This window comes from Bacillus cereus group sp. MYBK245-2 (assembly GCF_051916145.1).
GTDB classification, from domain to species: domain Bacteria; phylum Bacillota; class Bacilli; order Bacillales; family Bacillaceae_G; genus Bacillus_A; species Bacillus_A pacificus.
The window spans coordinates 78,159-94,668 of record NZ_JBQAGB010000004.1 but is presented as its reverse complement, the minus strand read 5'-3'; the positions used below and the strand labels follow the sequence as shown (position 1 = coordinate 94,668).

The window sequence follows — 16,510 nt, the reverse complement described above, 5'->3', positions numbered from 1 at the left end:
AAATATTAGGATTAGAAGGCGCTTATAAGCAGTAGTTGAGTTTGTTCATATGGGAGGGATGAACTATAAGAAAGCAGCCGACTTTTACATAAAAGTCGGCAATTTTTCTTTCTATTTAATCTTTAAAAGATATGTATTCTTTAACGGTATAGGTGATTCATATCAAAAGTACCCTGGAAATTAGGGTGCTTTAGTTATATATATTTATGTTAGTATCTAATTAGAGAAATGTATTTGTTAAGAGAGATACTTTGAGAAAATAAATTAATTCTATTCAGAGAGGGATAATTATGGGGATATTCAATACAATCAAGAAGTTATTTTCTAATCCGGCTGTTAAGGAGTCTAATAATGGTCCAATGATGAATTCAGAGCGTCATTTAGGTAATGTTAAACAAAATAAATATTACGATTTTATTGATAAGGATACAATTCGACCAATATCAACGATTCTATTACAAACGGATAGCAAGCAAACATGGGATTCGTTCTTTTCTGTAGCCAAGAAAAATCCTAAATTAATAAATTTTGAAATCAGGTCTCGTAGGAAATTTCGTCATCTTTATCATAATCAAGATTTACTTGTTGTCGAAGCGGCAGGAACTATTGAAATGATTACTAAAGAGCAAGTACAACAAATCAATTTAAAAGAAACGCCATTAGAAAAAATGCATCCTGTTGCTGTAAATCATATGGGTGTTCTACTTCACGATAAAGAAAAGGTTGCTTTTGTACATTATAAGAATCAACGAGCTATTGTATATGAATTTCAATGGCAGCCTTTTAGATTTGCCATAGGTAACGATTTTTGGTTAGTGGGAACACGGGAAACATATGACGGTCCAGGTAAACTCTATTGTTTTGACTTTAATGGAGATTTAAAATGGGGCATTGCTTTTAAAGAAGTATTCTCTACGATGTTTGGTGAGCTTAGTTTTATGCCTTATTTACTTGAGGTGTCAGCAGATTCAACGGATATTTTTGTCTCGAGTATGGATAGATTGTATCGATTGGACAATAATGGTAATTTGAAAGCGAGAATTGCTATTTCTGAACTGAAAGAAAAAGAATTACAACAGAAACAAGAAGAGCTTCAACATGAATTATCTGCACCGCCAAAAAGTGAAGAAGAAGCAATAAGTATGTCCGCTAAACAATTAGCAGCTCAATTTACTATGGGATTTGAGAGAATGAGTTTTAATTCGCCATTCGCTGGTTTTGCGCATGATTACAAAACTGACATGGTGTTCATTTTAGAAGAGAAGGGGCGAGTTTCTGCCTGGGATAGTAGTGGGAGGCTCAAATGGATTAATGCATTTAAAAATGAAGGTAGGTATATCTGTTGGATAGAGAATAAATTGGTTGTCTCTTTTAAATCTGGAGAAACCTTCTGGTTAAACAGGGATGGGAAATTTATTTATGGAGCACAGTTACCAAAACAAGCTTCCACTATTCAATTGATTCCTAATCAAGAAAAATATTTAGTTGTATGTGAAGATAATAGATTGTATGAACTATACAAAGATACCGGTAACCTCATAACAGGTTCAGAAGGGCATCCTGGAATGGAACTATTCATTTTATTTGGTCGAAATGTATTTTTTGATGGAGGGGTTCATAATCAAGGGTATTTTTGGCTAGCTCCTGAAAATCACCAATGGCAACATTTTGAGGCTAAAACCTTTAAGGATGTAGACAAGGTTGTTGTTCAAAGTGAGGTGGCACCTGAGATTGCTGCGACTAAGCAGTTTACGGGGGGATGGGAGATAAAGAATAAAAAAGAGTGGTTTGGTAATCGGGTTATTGACATGAAAAACCAAAGGGTCTATGTGGTTGAGGAAGGACCGCGGAAGTCAATCAATGAATTGGTAAATTTATCTGATAAACAAAGAGAAAAAGACCGTTTGAGTCATAAATTAGTGTGCTATGACCTTGGTGGAAATATTATTTGGGAAAACCATATATATTCATCTATGTGGTCGCTATTTTTATCTTTAGATGGAGAGGTTTTGTTCACAAGTATACCTTCAGAAGCGGAAATCACTTATCTTCCTGGGCATATTGTTACCTATTCAAAAGATGGTCAGCAACTTGATAAATTCAAAGTAGATGCTCATGGATTTAATCTAGATTTTATTTCCGAGGACAGGGCTATTGTTCATTTTGCTTCTGATAGAGGGGAGAAGTCTGTTTCTGGTATGTTCGAGATCAACGGCAAAGGAAAGTGGAGACTAAAGATATCTGAATCTGATGTCGAAAGTGAAAAACGGAATGTGTTCGGCGCAGGATTAAACGATGTAAGTCTACCTAACTTCAGATTAAAAAGAACATACAAGAAAAAATATGAATTGGAAAATCGAAATAGTAAAATAGAATTAAAGTTTTCGGCGGCTATTTATGAAGCTTATGAAACACCGGAACATAATTTGGTATTGCGAATAGGAACAAGATTGGTATCGTTCTATAACATGAATTTAGAGAAAACCCTTGAAGTTAAAGAACAAGAAAGTATTCAATCTATGACATTGGGATCGAGTAGCTTAGTGGTTGTCACAAAAACAGAAGTAAAAAGTTACAATTATCAAGGTGAAGTCTTGTGGAGGTATAGCCCTCTTCCAAAAGCGTTTGAATCGAGGGTAATATGGATTCCGAATAAGAACATTTACCTATGGGTAGTATCAAATAATTTGGAAACGATAGTCGCGGCTATACATGAGAATGGGAACGTGCTAAAAAGTCATTCTTTTAACAAGAATAGCTATCATCATTCTATCTTGGTCTATCCTGAAGAGTGTTGTTTTGTAGCTCAAACAAATGAAGTTATTAAAGGATACAGTATTTAATAATTAATATGGATACATCACTTGTTTAATTTTTTGGTTCTGTTATTGTTGGATATTGATTTATTGAGGTAACAGGCAGGGTAATTAAGAAAAGTCAATTTACCATAATTTACATTTGAGTTAAAATAAGAATTGTTGAAACAAGGGCACTACTTATATTTAGAACTAGAATTTTAAAATTAGGAAAATGGAGGGCTGGTTATGCAAATTAATGAAGAAGGTAAATTAGCGGATTGGAACTTAATCGTCCAGGGTAATATAAGTTTATTATGGATACAAGAATGTTTGAAACCAGAAAATCAGAATAAGAAAGTGAATGAATTACTTAGAGAATTTCTAAAAAAAAATGAGAATATTAATTTACTTAACCCTAGTGTTTTACTCATGGCATCTTATTTATTATTTGTATACACAAAAGAAAAAGATTTTAATGATGGGGATTATTCGTTTGTTGATATATCAAAGTTCAATGTAATTGCTAGCAGAAAAAGAAGACCTGACGGCAATTATATTTGTAGAAGGGTAAGAAATGCTTTAGCACATTCGAGAGTTCATATTGATGAAAGTCTGCAAATCACTTTTGAAGACAGCAAACCTGATGGAACGGATTACTTCAAGTGCGTAATTTCATGTGTCGATTTTGGGAATTTTATTAATAACTTTATGTTTACCCTTAAAGATAGTTATTTCAGCAATAGGGTTTAATGCAAAAGAAAAGTTATTTAGATAACGGGACTCGATAGTTCAATAAAATAAAAAAATCACAATTTGTTATGTGGGTTTTTTGGTGAGAAGAGTAGGAAGAAATGTGATTTCTGTTTGCAATCACTACACATCTCAAACGCAATGCAAAAGCTAGGGGTTAAAGGACGTTCACAAGCAGTTGTTGAGCTTCTTCGCATGGGAGAGCTCGAGTTATAAAAAGAAAGCCGACTTATATAAAGAGTCGGCTATTTTTTTGCGTATATTTTGAATTTAAAAAGGTATCTCAGACTTGGAGAGGGAAGATATGTTTCAGGAAGAAATGTTAAAATAACTGTTTTAGAACATGATGAGGTATGCAGGATAGGTATTTTTGTCATTTATAAATAAGAAGGTGCACATATGAAGTTGTATTTTAAGGGTATGGAGATAGGTGAAATTAAAGATGTTTTTGGAGACATGCCATGGATGTATGGAACAATTCGTTTATTCGAGAATAGTAAACCTTTCCAAAAATATTTTCGTGAGATGGTAGACGAAGATAGTATATTTGATTTTGAAAGCATAGACCCTGAATTTTTATATGAAGAAAATTGGGCTATTTTTGAGGAGGATGCTCAGCGGTATTTAGGGATTGATATACCTGCTATTCATATGGAGTATAACATGATTGCGTGGCGCTGGAGATAAAGTTATCAGGTTGTGAACATCTTTGTATGAAAGAATTCAAACGAGAACAATAAGCCGACTTTTATAAAAAAGGTCAGCTAGTTGTTCTCGTTTTTTCGCTTGCTATATGAATGATAAGAACACTCCATACATAAATAGGTAGTAAGGAGGGGATATGTTGAAAAGGGTATTGTTAGTTTCAACAAGCGCTCATGATATGAATGGACACCCGACTGGTTTGTGGCTGGAAGAGCTCGCAGCTCCTTATAATTTGTTTAAAAAAGCTAAGTTCGATGTTGATATTGTGTCGATACAGGGCGGTAGAGTGCCGATTGATAGAGTTTCTATTCCGAACGGGATACCTCGTGAATTTAAGCATGTCGCTTCTTTATTGCAAAATACGAAGTCGATCTCAACGGTTCATTTTTCGGATTATGATGCAGTTTTATTTGGTGGTGGACACGGGGCGATTGTAGATTTTCCAGGTAATCCATATGTTGCAAATTTAATTGTGAATATGTACAACAACAACCGAATTGTAGCGGCTGTGTGTCACGGAGTAAGTTCTTTAGTCGGTGTGAAAAATAAGGACGGCTCGTTTTTTAGTGCGGGTAAGCATATAACAGGTTATACAAATGATGAGGAAAAAGCTGTACATTTAGAAAAGCGAGTGCCGTTTTTGTTAGAAAGTAAATTGAAAGAAGAAGGGGCTTTGTTTTATGTTGCTCCAAATTTTACGCCGCACGTCGTAGTAGATGGGCGTTTAATTACAGGGCAAAATCCGCAGTCTAGTATGGAAATAGGGAAAGCTATAAGAAGAGTTATAAATAAAGTATAGAAAAAGTGCTCGTTACTCATAAAGGTAGCGGGCATTTTTTCTATAGCATAAATGACTCTTTAAACTAAAAAGATGTATTGAGTATAGTGACTTCATTTATAATTAATCGTGAATTTGCTATACTATTTTGTATGGACAAAAGGGGAGGCTCTTTTAATGAGAAAAGTTGCGTGTGCAAATACTTATATTAATAAAATAAAGCCCGTTATTAGAAAAACGAGTTTTAGTCAATTGAAAATAGATGAAATTGCGAAGTATATGGATATTAGTAAAGCTACTTTATATAAACGTTTTTCTTCAAAAGATGAGATTATTGAAGCTGTGGTAGAAGATTTTATGAACTACCTTCTTGAAGGGGATGCGGATAATCAAGATGAAAGTATGTCTTTTGCAGAACGTTTCCAAAAGACGTTTATTCACTCTTTAAAATGTGTGACGTATATTTCAGATGTCTTTTTACAAGATTTGAAAGAGGCATATCCGCACTTATCTGATCAGTTAGTCGCTGCACAACAAAATCGTAATCATAATTTGCAAATGTTTTTTGAAGCGGGTATGGAACAAGGCTACTTTAATAAGATGAACGCACAATTATTTATGGTGCAAGATGATGTGATGTTAAGACGTATTATAGATCATTCTTTTTGTATTCAGTACGATATTACGTTAAAGAAAGCGATACTTGATTTTTATCAACTAAAGAAGTATCAACTGTTTAAACCGGAGTATATAGAAGCGATTGATGATTCTGAAATTGAAAAAGAAGTTATGGCTATTTTGCAAATGATTTCGTAAAAAAGCAGATTTTCCTATATGAATGGAAAATCTGCTTTTTTTATTACATGTTCTTTTTTAAGTGTTGTAATACTAATTCAGCTACTGGACCACCTGAAGCTGGGTTTTGACCAGTGATAACACGGTTATCTTCTACGGCGAAAGCTTCCCAAGGCTGTGTAGCTTTTTCGTAAAGTCCTCCATTTTTAATAAGTTCATCTTCTGTTAAAAATGGAACGAATTGATCTAATTCAGCTAGTTTTTCCTCTTCATTTGAGAATCCTGTTACTTTTTTACCGCTAATTAAACGTTCCCTATTACTTAATGTAATATGAAATAAACCAGCAGCTCCATGACAAACAGAGGAAACAATTCCGCCATTTTCATAAATGCTACGGCTAATCATTTGGAGTTCTTTATTTTCAGGGAAGTCCCAAATCACACCGTGACCACCTGCGTAATAAATAACAGCATAGTCTTCCGGATTCACCTCACTCGGTTTCAGTGTAGAACCGAGGCGATTCATAAATTCTTTCTTTTGATACCATTCCCAATCGATGCTCTCCGCCATTGCTAAACTATGCGGATCAATCGGTGTATAACCACCTTGTGGGCTAACATAATCTACTTCGTAACCAGCTTCTTCAACTTTTTTAACGAAATGAACAGCCTCACCAAGCCAAAGGCCAGTAGCTCGATTTAAATTTGGATATTTTTCAACGCTCGTTAATACAACTAACATTTTTTTCTTCATCATAATCCTCCTATAATGTTTCTTCTATATATAAGTTCATTATTTTATTAAGTTAAAAATTGCAAATCTGAATAACCATGTCAGTCCTCCTTATATCGGATTCGAAATTAGTGTATAACAATTTTTGAACAAAGTAAACTAAAAACACTAAATTAGTTTACTTTGTATATTTTTCGTTGACAAACTGTAATGCTGAAACTATGATAGTTCCATGAATATCGAACAACGTACATGTTTCGTTTCGAATTCAATTTGTCGCGCGATAAATGTATACATTTGATGAAGTTGTCTAGTGATAATAGAAGAGCTAAACAACTTCATTTTTCGTTTTCAATTACTACAATCAGGAGAGGTGTTACACATGGGGGAAGATATAAGTAATCATTCAAAATGGTTTGTTTTCACATTATGTTTTATCGTTTTATTAGGACCGATGAATGCGGTTTTATTTAATGTTGCGTTAGAGGATATTGCTCATGATTTATCTATTAGTCAATCGAAAGTAAGTTGGGTTGTAGTAGGTTATTCTTTAGTTGTCGGTATTGGTTCAATGATATATGGGAAGCTTGCTGATCGTTACAGTGTAAAAAAACTATTAATTATTTCGATTATCATATTTGTAGTGGGTTCTATTATTGGATTTATGAATCAATCTTATGTGATTACCATTCTTGCAAGATTAGTGCAAGCGAGCGGGGGTGCAGCGTTTATTGCGCTTAGTATGATTGCAGTGGCGAAATTAGTTGTTCCTCATAAGAAGCCTGGTGCGTTAGCGATGATTAGTTCTTCTATTGCATTAGCAGTAGGTATTGGCCCTTTAGTTGGCGGGGCTATTACAAATACACTAGGGTGGCCATATTTATTTTTATTTATGGTTATTTCAGTAGTGGGGATTTTCTTGCTTATAAAATTTATGCCAGAAGAAGCACGGCACACGGATGAAGCGTTTCATTTTGATTACATTGGAGCGGCGTTACTATTTGCATTCATTACGACTGTTTTATTAGGTGTCAATACGAATCGTTGGCTATTTGTGTTATCGATAATTTCTTTATTTTTATTCACGGTTCGTATGAAGAAAGCGGAGCATCCATTTATCGATATTGAGTTGTTTTCGAACAAAGCATTTCTTCGTTTAATAACAGTCGGATTTATAATTAATGTGGCGTTATGTGCTAATTTATTATTGTTGCCATTACTGTTAGGAAGAGAGCACGGATTGTCTCCGTTTGTTATCGGAATTGTATTATTTGTTGCATCACTCTTTGGTATTGTGTCTAGTTTTATTACTGGAAAGATTGTCCCTTCGTTTGGAAATGTGAATATGATTTATGTAGCGTCTGTCATTATGATTGTTGGCTTTTTAATTTTAGGGTTTATTCCGAATGGAAGTATAGTCGTTATTGTATTGGCGATTATTTTGACATTTATGAGTTATTCTGCCATTCAAGTATCATTGAACACATTTATACCGAAAACATTACATGCAGCTAAAGTTGGAGTCGGTCTTGGCTTATATAATTTAATTAACTTTTTCGGTATGGCATTTGGACCAGCTGTTGCGAGCAAAATTATGGAATCTACAAATAGTTATCGTTTCAATTTTATTTTAATCGTCATGTTAATTTCTGCCCATTTCTTCTTATTAATAGGAATGTCTTCTTTCCAAAAAAAGATGGAGCATTAAAGATGTACTTTATTATAGAAGAAACCGACTTTCATATAGAAGGTCGGTTATTTTTCTGTCTTGCAAATTATGAAAAAAAGGAGCAAAATAAAAAAGGTCCTAGTCTATACAGGTACAAATGAAAATTTTCATATAGAAGCAGTTTAAGTGAGCGAACTTAAAGTGTGAAAAATATAATGATAAAATAAGATGATGAATGAGAAAACGGGTGATGAAGTTGAATAGAGCAATCGGTGTTATCGATTCAGGAGTTGGCGGTTTAACAGTGGCGAAGGAATTAATTCGTCAGTTGCCGAAAGAGCGCATTATATATTTAGGGGATACAGCACGTTGCCCTTATGGTCCACGTTCTCGAGAAGAAGTGCGTCAATTTACGTGGGAAATGACGGAGCATTTACTAGATTTAAATATCAAAATGTTAGTTATTGCATGTAATACAGCAACTGCAGTTGTATTAGAAGAGATGCAGAAACAATTACCAATTCCAGTGGTAGGAGTTATTCACCCAGGATCACGTACAGCTTTAAAAATGACAAACACGTATCATGTTGGGATTATTGGAACGATTGGAACGGTGAAAAGTGGTGCATACGAGGAAGCGTTAAAGTCTATTAATAATCGTGTTATGGTAGAAAGTTTAGCGTGTCCACCTTTTGTTGAGCTTGTAGAGAGCGGTAATTTCGAAAGTGAAATGGCGTATGAAGTTGTAAGAGAAACGTTGCAACCGCTGAAAAACACTGATATTGATACGCTTATTTTAGGTTGTACACATTATCCAATTTTAGGTCCTGTTATTAAACAAGTAATGGGAGATAAAGTGCAACTCATTAGTTCTGGTGATGAAACGGCGCGTGAAGTAAGTACCATTTTATACCATAGTAAAATGTTGAATGAGGGAGAGGAACAAAGTGATCATCTCTTCTTAACAACAGGGAAAATAGGTCTATTTAAAGAAATTGCATCAAAATGGTTCGGTCAACCGATTGAAAATGTGAAACATATTTATTTAGAAAAAGAATAATAATAGAATTCATATAAGTGAACTCCTGAGAAATCAGGAGTTTTTTTGTTTATAGGGAGCACAGCTTGTTCTAAAACATGAAACAGCTCGTATACATAATAGTACAAACTTAGATTTTAGGGGGGAATGGCATGCCTAAATCCACTTTTAAATGGGTTGTTGGTGCTACTGTGAGCGCTGTTTTACTAACAGGGTGTGGCTTTATAAATCAAGAGAAAGCAACGGAGCAAATTGATCCGCCAAAACAAGTTACGTATACAGAGGGTGGAAAGAAAGAAGTATCTAAGAAAGATAAGCAAGGACAAACGGTGAATAGAGAACTATACCTTGTTGATAAAAATGGCTATGTTGTACCGCAAACGTTAGCTATACCTACTCCGAAAGCAAATGAGGTTATTCAGCAAACGTTAGAGTACCTTGTGAAAGATGGACCGGTAACGAATTTGTTACCGAATGGGTTTCGTGCAGTCATTCCGGCGAATACATCGATGACCCTAAACTTGAAAAAAGATGGGACGGCAGTCATTGATTTTTCTAAAGAAATGAAAAACTATGCAAAAGAGGAAGAACGTCAAATCGTTGAATCTATTGCATGGACGTTGACGCAATTTAAAGAAATAAAACAAGTGCAGTTCCAAATAAATGGTGAAAAATTAGCGAAGATGCCTGTTGGTGGTACACCGCTTGGTGAAGGGGTGAGCCGTGCGAACGGTATTAACTTCGATGATGAGCAAGTAGCGGATGTAACAAATACAAAACCAGTAACACTTTATTTTATGGCACAAAATAATAATAAACAGCAATACTACGTACCAGTAACACGCCGCGTTGTAGAAGGAAAAGAAAATGATTATGCAGCAATTGTAGATGAACTTGTAAAAGGACCGATTCATCAATCTCTTCTGAACGATTTCAATCCAGGAGTTAAGCTCATTACGAATCCGAAATTACAAGATGGAAATCTTACATTAAACTTTAATGAAAATATATTTATAAACCCAGATAAAAATATGATTTCAAATTACGTATTGAAGTCATTAGTTTTATCTTTAACAGAAAAGAAAGGCGTGAAAAGCGTTTCTATTGAAGTAAATGGTAAAGCGAATCTTATAGATGAAAAGGGCGGAAAGTTAATAAAACCTGTAGATCGTCCAGAAAACGTGAATACAGGTAGTTTTTAATCGCCAATAATTTGATATACTTAAGTAAGAAAGGGGAATTGCTTTTTGGGTTCCCCTTCTTTTATTGTATACATATCATACATTTAAATTTGGCTATACTAACAAGTAGTTATGAGGAGGTTATTGTTATGCGAGTAGATGGTAGAGAGAAAACAGAATTACGCCATATACATATTCATACGAATTACTTAAAACATCCAGAAGGATCAGTATTAATTGAGGTTGGGGATACTAAGGTAATTTGCTCAGCGACAATTGAAGAGCGTGTCCCGCCTTTTATGCGTGGAGAAGGAAAGGGCTGGGTAACAGCTGAATACGCGATGATTCCACGTGCGACAGAACAACGTACAATTAGGGAGTCAAGTAAAGGGAAAGTAACAGGACGTACAATGGAAATCCAGCGCTTAATTGGACGAGCATTACGTGCGGTAGTTGACTTAGAAGCGCTTGGTGAGAGAACGGTTTGGATTGATTGTGATGTTATTCAAGCGGATGGTGGAACGAGAACAGCTTCTATTACAGGTGCATATGTAGCAATGGTATTAGCGTTTGAGAAATTACTACAAGCAGAAAAAGTATCTAAAATTCCAGTAAAAGATTATTTAGCAGCAACTTCAGTAGGAATTGTTGAAGAACAAGGTGTTGTTTTAGATTTAAACTATGCAGAAGATTCTAAAGCAGACGTTGATATGAACGTAATTATGACTGGAAAAGGTCAGTTCGTTGAAGTGCAAGGAACTGGAGAAGAAGCGACGTTTAGTAGAGCGCAGTTAAATGAATTACTTGATGCTGCAGAACAAGGCATTTTCCAACTGATTGACATGCAAAAAGAAGCGTTAGGTGACATCGTATCTCATATAGAGTAGAGGTGGAAAGTATGAAACAAGTTGTTGTAGCGACAAAAAATATGGGGAAAGTACGTGAATTTGCTGAGTTATTTGAGCGATTTGATTTAGAAGTGAAATCATTACACGATTTTCCTCATATTGAAGAAGTCGAAGAAACTGGTGAAACATTTGAAGAAAATGCAATCTTAAAAGCGGACAGTTTGAGTAGACAATTGAATGCAATTGTAATTGCGGATGATTCAGGTCTTATTGTAGATGCTTTAAACGGGAAACCAGGTGTGTATTCAGCACGTTTTGCTGGAGAGTCGAAAGATGATCAAGCAAATATTGATAAAGTTTTACAAGAATTAAATGACGTAGCGTTTGAAAAGCGTAAAGCTCGTTTCTACTGTGCATTAGCAGTGGCTTTCCCTGAAGGGGATAAAAAGCCTGTCATTGTAAATGGGACGTGCGAAGGGTTTATTTTAGAACAACGCCGCGGGGAAAACGGCTTCGGATATGATCCGATTTTTTATGTGGAAGAATATAAAAAAGCGATGGCCGAACTAAGTTCAGATGAGAAAAATGCTATTAGTCACCGCGGACGTGCTCTACGTAAGCTAGAAGAAAAAATCCCTGAATGGTTTTTAGGAGAATAAGGGAGAGATATTGATGAAAGCTTTAATCGTAAGCGATAGTCATAGCTCTGTGAAGGAATTACAGCAGTTAAAAGAGAAGTATGAAGGGAAAGTAGATATCATGATTCATTGCGGTGATTCAGAGCTAACGCCTGCTCATGAAGAGTTGCAAGGTTTCCATGTTGTAAAAGGGAATTGTGATTATGCTAACTTTCAAGACGAAATTGTAACTGATGTAGATGGTGTTCGTTTCATAGTTGTGCACGGACATCGTCATAACGTGAAAATGACGGTACAAACATTAGCGTACCGTGCTGAAGAGGTAGGGGCGCAAGTTGCATGCTTCGGACACTCTCACGTATTAGGTGCGGAATTAATCGACGGCGTTTTATTTATTAATCCAGGCAGTATTTTATTACCGCGTCAGCGTGTAGAAAAAACATTTGCTTTATTAGAAATGGATGAAAATCAAATGGAAGTTCGTTTTGAAACACTAGACGGACAGCTAGTTGAACAAGCAGTTTTTAAAAGAGGATAAGAAAAATTATCCTCTTTTAAAAAAGGTGTTGACTTTATGTATGGTTATACATATAATAAATATTGTCGATAGGGCAACAGCGCTAACGATTGAAAATAAAATAACATATGCGGGTGTAGTTTAGTGGTAAAACAAGAGCCTTCCAAGCTCTGGTCGAGAGTTCGATTCTCTTCACCCGCTCCATGTCCCAGTAGCTCAGCAGGATAGAGCAACGGCCTTCTAAGCCGTCGGTCGGGAGTTCGAATCTCTCCTGGGACGCTAAAAAAACCTTTTGCGGTGACGTCAAAATCCGCAATATATAAGCCTTCTAATTCGTAAGTTGAATCGTACAATGTGCGGTCGCTAACGAGTTAGGGGGCTTATTTTTTTATGTCAAAAAGACGTGATTCTTTAACGATTAGCGAAGATTTAACGAATGTTTTTAGCGATAGATTAAAAAGTGATCCGCGGAAGAAAGAGATTGCAGAAAATCGTTATATGTTCAATCTAACAATCGACAAAGTGCTCGAGATAATTGTGCGTTATTACACTACTTATGATTTGAAGGGAAACTAAAACCTTAAGAATAATATTAAACTTCTTGTTTTTATGCAGAGAAAACAAAAACAGAAAATATAGTACAACTAATAGAATAACACTAATAATTAAAGTTCCTCCGATGTACCAAACTTTTTCGCTGTTACTCCAAGTTTTATTAAGGTTATCATATACTCCAAAGTAAAAAACACAGTAGCAAATAGATATAAAATAGCACCTAACAGTGTAGATAAAATTATATTTCAAAAGTTTAATTTTACTTGTGTGACTTTATTTAAATACAATTTGTCAATTTCCTTAGTTGTTGCCGCTATTACAAGTTGATTAACACTATATAATACAGCTGGTATAAGTAAGGTGCTATAATTGTAGTGAAAGCAGGTGGAAGTTTGCTTATTGTCTCTAACGATAATCCATTAAACATTTTTGTAGTTCAACCCTTTCGTTAAAGTTAGATAAAAAAGAACGCCACCATAAGAGTAGGTAAGCGTCCTGCGTCTTTAATAAATCAACCTGTATCACCATCAGCTAAACCTTGTATAATATTAATAGCTGTTTGAGTGTTAACTGAAGTATGCGTGCCTATCGTTACAAGTGTAATCAATAGCATTCCTAATAATACTTTTTTCACTTTAACGCCTCCTTATTAAAAATTTCTTTCTTAGCTTCATAACTTAAGTAGAAATATTTACTTCCTTGTTCAAAGTTTCCTTCGCTATGAAATTGGACCGCTAGTGCTTCCGTGTATTCTTGAACATATTCCCATAATCTTTCGTTTCTAAAGTAGTCCATTCCTGCCAGTACTGCTTTTTCTAATTTGTCAGCAGCAGCTTTTTTATTTAGTTCTCTCAGAATTGCAAAACGGTATTGATATTCTTGATTCCCTAATTCATTGCAGATAGTTAAACCTTTTTCAATGAGTTGACATGCAATTTCTTTTTCACCTAGCTTAACATGTTCCTTTGCCTTAACAAAAATAGCTTTATAATGATGAGGTTTCTTTTCAACTACTTCTGAAAGGTATCGAATTGCCGAACTAGAAAGATTTTGACTCGCATACATTAAGCCTAAATTATGACGAACTAGTAAGATTGCTTTCTCATTTTTTTGCTTTTGGAATGTGTTCATTGCAGTAACAAAGTATTCTTCAGCTAGTTCAAATTCTTTTAAATGCGTACAAGCTAATCCTAATAAATTATCACAATAAGCTGTTTTTAATTCATAGCTTTCATGTTTAGAAAATATGTCCCTAGCTTTTGTACCATGCTTAATGGCTAAAAGTGCTTGATAAATATGATAATGATATGTTGCTAAGTTGTAATGAAATTCCGCTTTTTCAAGTTCATCAGGAATGTGTTTAAGTAAAAGTTCTGCTTTATCATACTGTTCTTTAGCAAGGTTATAATTACCGACTGCGTTAGAATGAATAGCCTTATAAAAATGGTAGTAGTAAGATAAAAAGTTATCTGTGGGAATATCAAAGGATTCAATTTTATCAAAGCTATTTTTTGAAATACTTAAATTATCCACTAAATATTTATAGCCGAAATCTAACAGGTGATAGTAGAGTAACAAGTTTGAGTCTGCTTCGTTATTGTGAATAATAGAATTAATTTCTTCTTTTAAACAATGGGCATTATCTATATTACGTGAACGTATTTCTTTGTACCATTCGTTAAGTAGTTTTGAAATTTGTGTATTCCCCTTTATTAGAACGTCCATAAAATCCCCTCCCTTTTTGAATATTCTTATAAATAATGATAGCAAGAATAGAATTTGATGGAAATTGAATTTCAATATTTCTCAACATTTGTGTAACGATTTTATTTTCAATTATGTAACTAATTGCATTCATTCTCCCTGTTAGTAATTTCAAATGGTGGTTTGTTCCTACTTTTAACTATTGCACCTGATTCTGCAATTTCAGGGAAGGCTTTTTTCTGATTTTTAGTAAGAGGTGCAGTAGGTGAAGATTTTAACTCTACTAAGTCAATCTTACCATTTGCGTCCTTGCCTCCTATATCTATACGAGTGCGTACGCCCGATTTTGTTTGTACGGTTATTTGTTCATTCAATTCAGATTTAGGTTTTTGTTGTTTTATAACCTCGAACATTTTTATTTCGTATTCTTTACCTGCTAAGCTATTAGCTTTTAAAGTTTTCCGTTGTTTTTCTAGTGTGGCTGCTGCACCTATTGCATTGGAAACTTTTTTTGCACCTTTGACTACTTTTATTCCCTTACCAACAGGCGTAAGTCCCGCAAAAACCATGAAATCAGCACCAGTGCGTTCCCACCATGAAAGTTTTTCGCCAGTATCGGGATCAATACCTTCTATAACACGTCGTACATCGTATTGTCCTAATTTTCACTTAGAATGTTATAACTTTTTACCATTCTAGTACGATTGAGCAACCGTTATCGAAACTTATCCCCGTTAGTGTGTTACAATGAATAGAAGCGGAAAACGAGAATCTCCAATTGACTAGACCTGTGATTGGTTAGACAGTTTAAGAAGGTTGTATAAAAAAGGGAGATGGCGCAAAGATGGCGAGATCAAATGAGAACGATTTAACGGAGAAATTGGCAGAAGGTCACCGAAAATATGGTGATGGCAACTTTACAGTACAGAACATCGGTGATGAAACCAACCCGGATTGGACTATCGTAAAAAATGTGAGGAAAGGATCGGCAGGTATTCGAGAAGAGGAAGATATATTAAGACTGCGATCAAAATATATAAAATAGTACGGAAATGGGCGGAGTGGGAGCTCGAAATTCTCCTGGGACGCTGAAAAAACCTTGTTATCTTTTGATAACAAGGTTTTCTGTTTAGTTATTAATAAACTTCTCAAATACAAAACCATAATCTTTCACATTATATTGTTTCTTCGTATCAACGAGCCAGTTAAAGGCGATTTCGTTCATTTCTTTAAATTGCTCTGCTAAATTTACTTGTGCATTTGAAATCTTACAATTCTGTAAGGTAACTGTAAGGTAGTTCGATGGTAACAAATTGCTAATCCTCTATAATGAAGATAACAACGATAAAACGAGGAGGAAGAAATAATGAAGGGATTAATCGTAACGGGTTTAACAGTTGCTTTTGGATTTGTAGCGTATGAGAAATTAACGTATGTAGTTGATGTTGTAAAACATTTAATCGCGTAGAGGAAACTACCATGAGAGGGAAAGGGAATGAGTGAATGAATGGAATGGTTATTTGGAATTATAGGTACTTGTAGTGTTGTGTTATTGTTCTTTGTCCCAAGTGGTATACTTAGTTCGATAACGAGTTTGTTCTTCTTAAGTTTGTTTGCTTGTACGATGCTCATCATTATGTTTTTAATGAAGCGAAGTAAACCAATCTTCTACTTTAGCATGATTGTTACGGCAATTATTGTTCTCCAAATTATTACCCTTGTTATATACCCCACTATTATAAAAGCTTTCCATTAATGATGAATCCTCTGCTTGAATTGCTGAGGGTTTTTATTTGCATA

General features: G+C 34.9%; 17 protein-coding genes, 2 tRNA genes and 3 pseudogenes. 17 read left to right on the top strand and 5 right to left on the bottom strand.

Annotated features, from left to right (window positions below; translation table 11 throughout):
• The first annotated feature begins 290 nt into the window (after positions 1-290).
• From ACTFRN_RS09310 to ACTFRN_RS09285, 6 genes and pseudogenes are all read left to right on the top strand, one after another.
• The gene (locus tag ACTFRN_RS09310; RefSeq protein WP_000510864.1) at positions 291-2,843 is read left to right on the top strand and encodes a hypothetical protein; all 2,553 of its coding nucleotides are present in this window, start codon (positions 291-293) and stop codon (positions 2,841-2,843) included.
• Between the two features lie 201 nt (positions 2,844-3,044).
• Positions 3,045-3,548, top strand: a complete 504-nt coding sequence (locus ACTFRN_RS09305; protein ID WP_088106402.1) for a hypothetical protein — start codon at positions 3,045-3,047, stop codon at positions 3,546-3,548.
• Between the two features lie 126 nt (positions 3,549-3,674).
• A pseudogene (gene gerE / locus ACTFRN_RS09300) lies at positions 3,675-3,764 on the top strand (spore germination transcription factor GerE); the annotation flags it as partial.
• Positions 3,765-3,947: 183 nt separating this feature from the next.
• Positions 3,948-4,235 (top strand): hypothetical protein, encoded by a 288-nt coding sequence (locus ACTFRN_RS09295; RefSeq protein ID WP_000780770.1) that lies wholly within the window; start codon positions 3,948-3,950, stop codon positions 4,233-4,235.
• Positions 4,236-4,389: 154 nt separating this feature from the next.
• Complete coding sequence (locus tag ACTFRN_RS09290) at positions 4,390-5,052, top strand: type 1 glutamine amidotransferase domain-containing protein (protein WP_074567452.1); 663 nt, start codon at positions 4,390-4,392, stop codon at positions 5,050-5,052.
• Positions 5,053-5,208: 156 nt separating this feature from the next.
• Positions 5,209-5,847, top strand: a complete 639-nt coding sequence (locus ACTFRN_RS09285; protein WP_001233021.1) for a TetR/AcrR family transcriptional regulator — start codon at positions 5,209-5,211, stop codon at positions 5,845-5,847.
• A gap of 43 nt (positions 5,848-5,890) precedes the next feature.
• Here ACTFRN_RS09285 and ACTFRN_RS09280 read toward each other — a convergent pair whose 3' ends face one another.
• A complete protein-coding gene (locus ACTFRN_RS09280) occupies positions 5,891-6,580 on the bottom strand; it encodes a type 1 glutamine amidotransferase domain-containing protein (protein ID WP_049111200.1) in 690 nt (229 codons plus the stop codon).
• Positions 6,581-6,941: 361 nt separating this feature from the next.
• Here ACTFRN_RS09280 and ACTFRN_RS09275 point away from each other — a divergent pair, with 361 nt between their 5' ends.
• The 9 genes from ACTFRN_RS09275 to ACTFRN_RS09235 all read left to right on the top strand — a co-directional run bounded on the left by ACTFRN_RS09275 (position 6,942) and on the right by ACTFRN_RS09235 (position 13,027).
• Positions 6,942-8,267, top strand: coding sequence for an MFS transporter (locus ACTFRN_RS09275; RefSeq protein WP_000503388.1), 1,326 nt, complete (start codon positions 6,942-6,944; stop codon positions 8,265-8,267).
• 211 nt (positions 8,268-8,478) lie between these two features.
• Positions 8,479-9,288 (top strand): glutamate racemase, encoded by an 810-nt coding sequence (racE, locus tag ACTFRN_RS09270; protein ID WP_000773996.1) that lies wholly within the window; start codon positions 8,479-8,481, stop codon positions 9,286-9,288.
• A 131-nt stretch (positions 9,289-9,419) separates the two neighbouring features.
• Positions 9,420-10,469 (top strand): spore germination protein GerM, encoded by a 1,050-nt coding sequence (gerM, locus tag ACTFRN_RS09265; protein ID WP_001126762.1) that lies wholly within the window; start codon positions 9,420-9,422, stop codon positions 10,467-10,469.
• A gap of 128 nt (positions 10,470-10,597) precedes the next feature.
• The gene (rph, locus tag ACTFRN_RS09260) at positions 10,598-11,335 is read left to right on the top strand and encodes a ribonuclease PH (RefSeq protein WP_001261765.1); all 738 of its coding nucleotides are present in this window, start codon (positions 10,598-10,600) and stop codon (positions 11,333-11,335) included.
• A gap of 11 nt (positions 11,336-11,346) precedes the next feature.
• Complete coding sequence (locus ACTFRN_RS09255) at positions 11,347-11,955, top strand: XTP/dITP diphosphatase (protein WP_061401606.1); 609 nt, start codon at positions 11,347-11,349, stop codon at positions 11,953-11,955.
• Positions 11,956-11,968: 13 nt separating this feature from the next.
• Entirely contained in the window at positions 11,969-12,472 is a 504-nt protein-coding gene (locus ACTFRN_RS09250) for a metallophosphoesterase (RefSeq protein ID WP_000645500.1), read from the top strand.
• A 109-nt stretch (positions 12,473-12,581) separates the two neighbouring features.
• A tRNA-Gly gene (locus tag ACTFRN_RS09245) sits at positions 12,582-12,655 on the top strand.
• Between the two features lies 1 nt (position 12,656).
• Positions 12,657-12,730, top strand: a tRNA-Arg gene (locus tag ACTFRN_RS09240).
• 111 nt (positions 12,731-12,841) lie between these two features.
• Positions 12,842-13,027 (top strand): hypothetical protein, encoded by a 186-nt coding sequence (locus tag ACTFRN_RS09235; protein WP_000044632.1) that lies wholly within the window; start codon positions 12,842-12,844, stop codon positions 13,025-13,027.
• Positions 13,028-13,517: 490 nt separating this feature from the next.
• On the opposite strand, the gene ACTFRN_RS09230 is transcribed toward ACTFRN_RS09235, so the two are convergent.
• From ACTFRN_RS09230 to ACTFRN_RS09220, 3 genes and pseudogenes are all read right to left on the bottom strand, one after another.
• Complete coding sequence (locus ACTFRN_RS09230) at positions 13,518-13,640, bottom strand: hypothetical protein (protein ID WP_000756802.1); 123 nt, start codon at positions 13,638-13,640, stop codon at positions 13,518-13,520.
• Positions 13,637-14,731: a tetratricopeptide repeat protein gene (locus ACTFRN_RS09225; RefSeq protein WP_049113916.1), complete on the bottom strand. Its 1,095-nt coding sequence runs from the start codon at positions 14,729-14,731 to the stop codon at positions 13,637-13,639. Before ACTFRN_RS09225 ends, ACTFRN_RS09230 begins: the two co-directional genes overlap by 4 nt.
• A gap of 119 nt (positions 14,732-14,850) precedes the next feature.
• Positions 14,851-15,369, bottom strand: a pseudogene (locus tag ACTFRN_RS09220) (pre-toxin TG domain-containing protein); the annotation flags it as partial.
• A 185-nt stretch (positions 15,370-15,554) separates the two neighbouring features.
• Here ACTFRN_RS09220 and ACTFRN_RS09215 point away from each other — a divergent pair.
• On the top strand, positions 15,555-15,755 hold the full coding sequence (locus ACTFRN_RS09215) for a hypothetical protein (RefSeq protein ID WP_000124456.1): 201 nt from the start codon (positions 15,555-15,557) through the stop codon (positions 15,753-15,755).
• Positions 15,756-15,839: 84 nt separating this feature from the next.
• Here the strand turns inward: ACTFRN_RS09215 and ACTFRN_RS09210 are convergent.
• Positions 15,840-15,980: pseudogene (locus tag ACTFRN_RS09210) on the bottom strand (YvbH-like oligomerization domain-containing protein); the annotation flags it as partial.
• Positions 15,981-16,217: 237 nt separating this feature from the next.
• On the opposite strand from ACTFRN_RS09210, the gene ACTFRN_RS09205 reads away from it, so the two are divergent.
• A complete protein-coding gene (locus tag ACTFRN_RS09205; RefSeq protein ID WP_049113914.1) occupies positions 16,218-16,466 on the top strand; it encodes a hypothetical protein in 249 nt (82 codons plus the stop codon).
• Positions 16,467-16,510: the final 44 nt, after the last annotated feature.

Bases quoted from the DNA above. Each gene is read 5' to 3' on its own strand.
- ACTFRN_RS09310 (WP_000510864.1), top strand. From the start codon at position 291: ATGGGGATATTCAATACAATCAAGAAGTTATTTTCTAATCCGGCTGTT.
- ACTFRN_RS09305 (WP_088106402.1), top strand. From the start codon at position 3,045: ATGCAAATTAATGAAGAAGGTAAATTAGCGGATTGGAACTTAATCGTC.
- ACTFRN_RS09295 (WP_000780770.1), top strand. From the start codon at position 3,948: ATGAAGTTGTATTTTAAGGGTATGGAGATAGGTGAAATTAAAGATGTT.
- ACTFRN_RS09290 (WP_074567452.1), top strand. From the start codon at position 4,390: ATGTTGAAAAGGGTATTGTTAGTTTCAACAAGCGCTCATGATATGAAT.
- ACTFRN_RS09285 (WP_001233021.1), top strand. From the start codon at position 5,209: ATGAGAAAAGTTGCGTGTGCAAATACTTATATTAATAAAATAAAGCCC.
- ACTFRN_RS09280 (WP_049111200.1), bottom strand. From the start codon at position 6,580: ATGAAGAAAAAAATGTTAGTTGTATTAACGAGCGTTGAAAAATATCCA.
- ACTFRN_RS09275 (WP_000503388.1), top strand. From the start codon at position 6,942: ATGGGGGAAGATATAAGTAATCATTCAAAATGGTTTGTTTTCACATTA.
- racE (WP_000773996.1), top strand. From the start codon at position 8,479: ATGAAGTTGAATAGAGCAATCGGTGTTATCGATTCAGGAGTTGGCGGT.
- gerM (WP_001126762.1), top strand. From the start codon at position 9,420: ATGCCTAAATCCACTTTTAAATGGGTTGTTGGTGCTACTGTGAGCGCT.
- rph (WP_001261765.1), top strand. From the start codon at position 10,598: ATGCGAGTAGATGGTAGAGAGAAAACAGAATTACGCCATATACATATT.
- ACTFRN_RS09255 (WP_061401606.1), top strand. From the start codon at position 11,347: ATGAAACAAGTTGTTGTAGCGACAAAAAATATGGGGAAAGTACGTGAA.
- ACTFRN_RS09250 (WP_000645500.1), top strand. From the start codon at position 11,969: ATGAAAGCTTTAATCGTAAGCGATAGTCATAGCTCTGTGAAGGAATTA.
- ACTFRN_RS09235 (WP_000044632.1), top strand. From the start codon at position 12,842: ATGTCAAAAAGACGTGATTCTTTAACGATTAGCGAAGATTTAACGAAT.
- ACTFRN_RS09225 (WP_049113916.1), bottom strand. From the start codon at position 14,731: ATGGACGTTCTAATAAAGGGGAATACACAAATTTCAAAACTACTTAAC.
- ACTFRN_RS09215 (WP_000124456.1), top strand. From the start codon at position 15,555: ATGGCGAGATCAAATGAGAACGATTTAACGGAGAAATTGGCAGAAGGT.
- ACTFRN_RS09205 (WP_049113914.1), top strand. From the start codon at position 16,218: ATGGAATGGTTATTTGGAATTATAGGTACTTGTAGTGTTGTGTTATTG.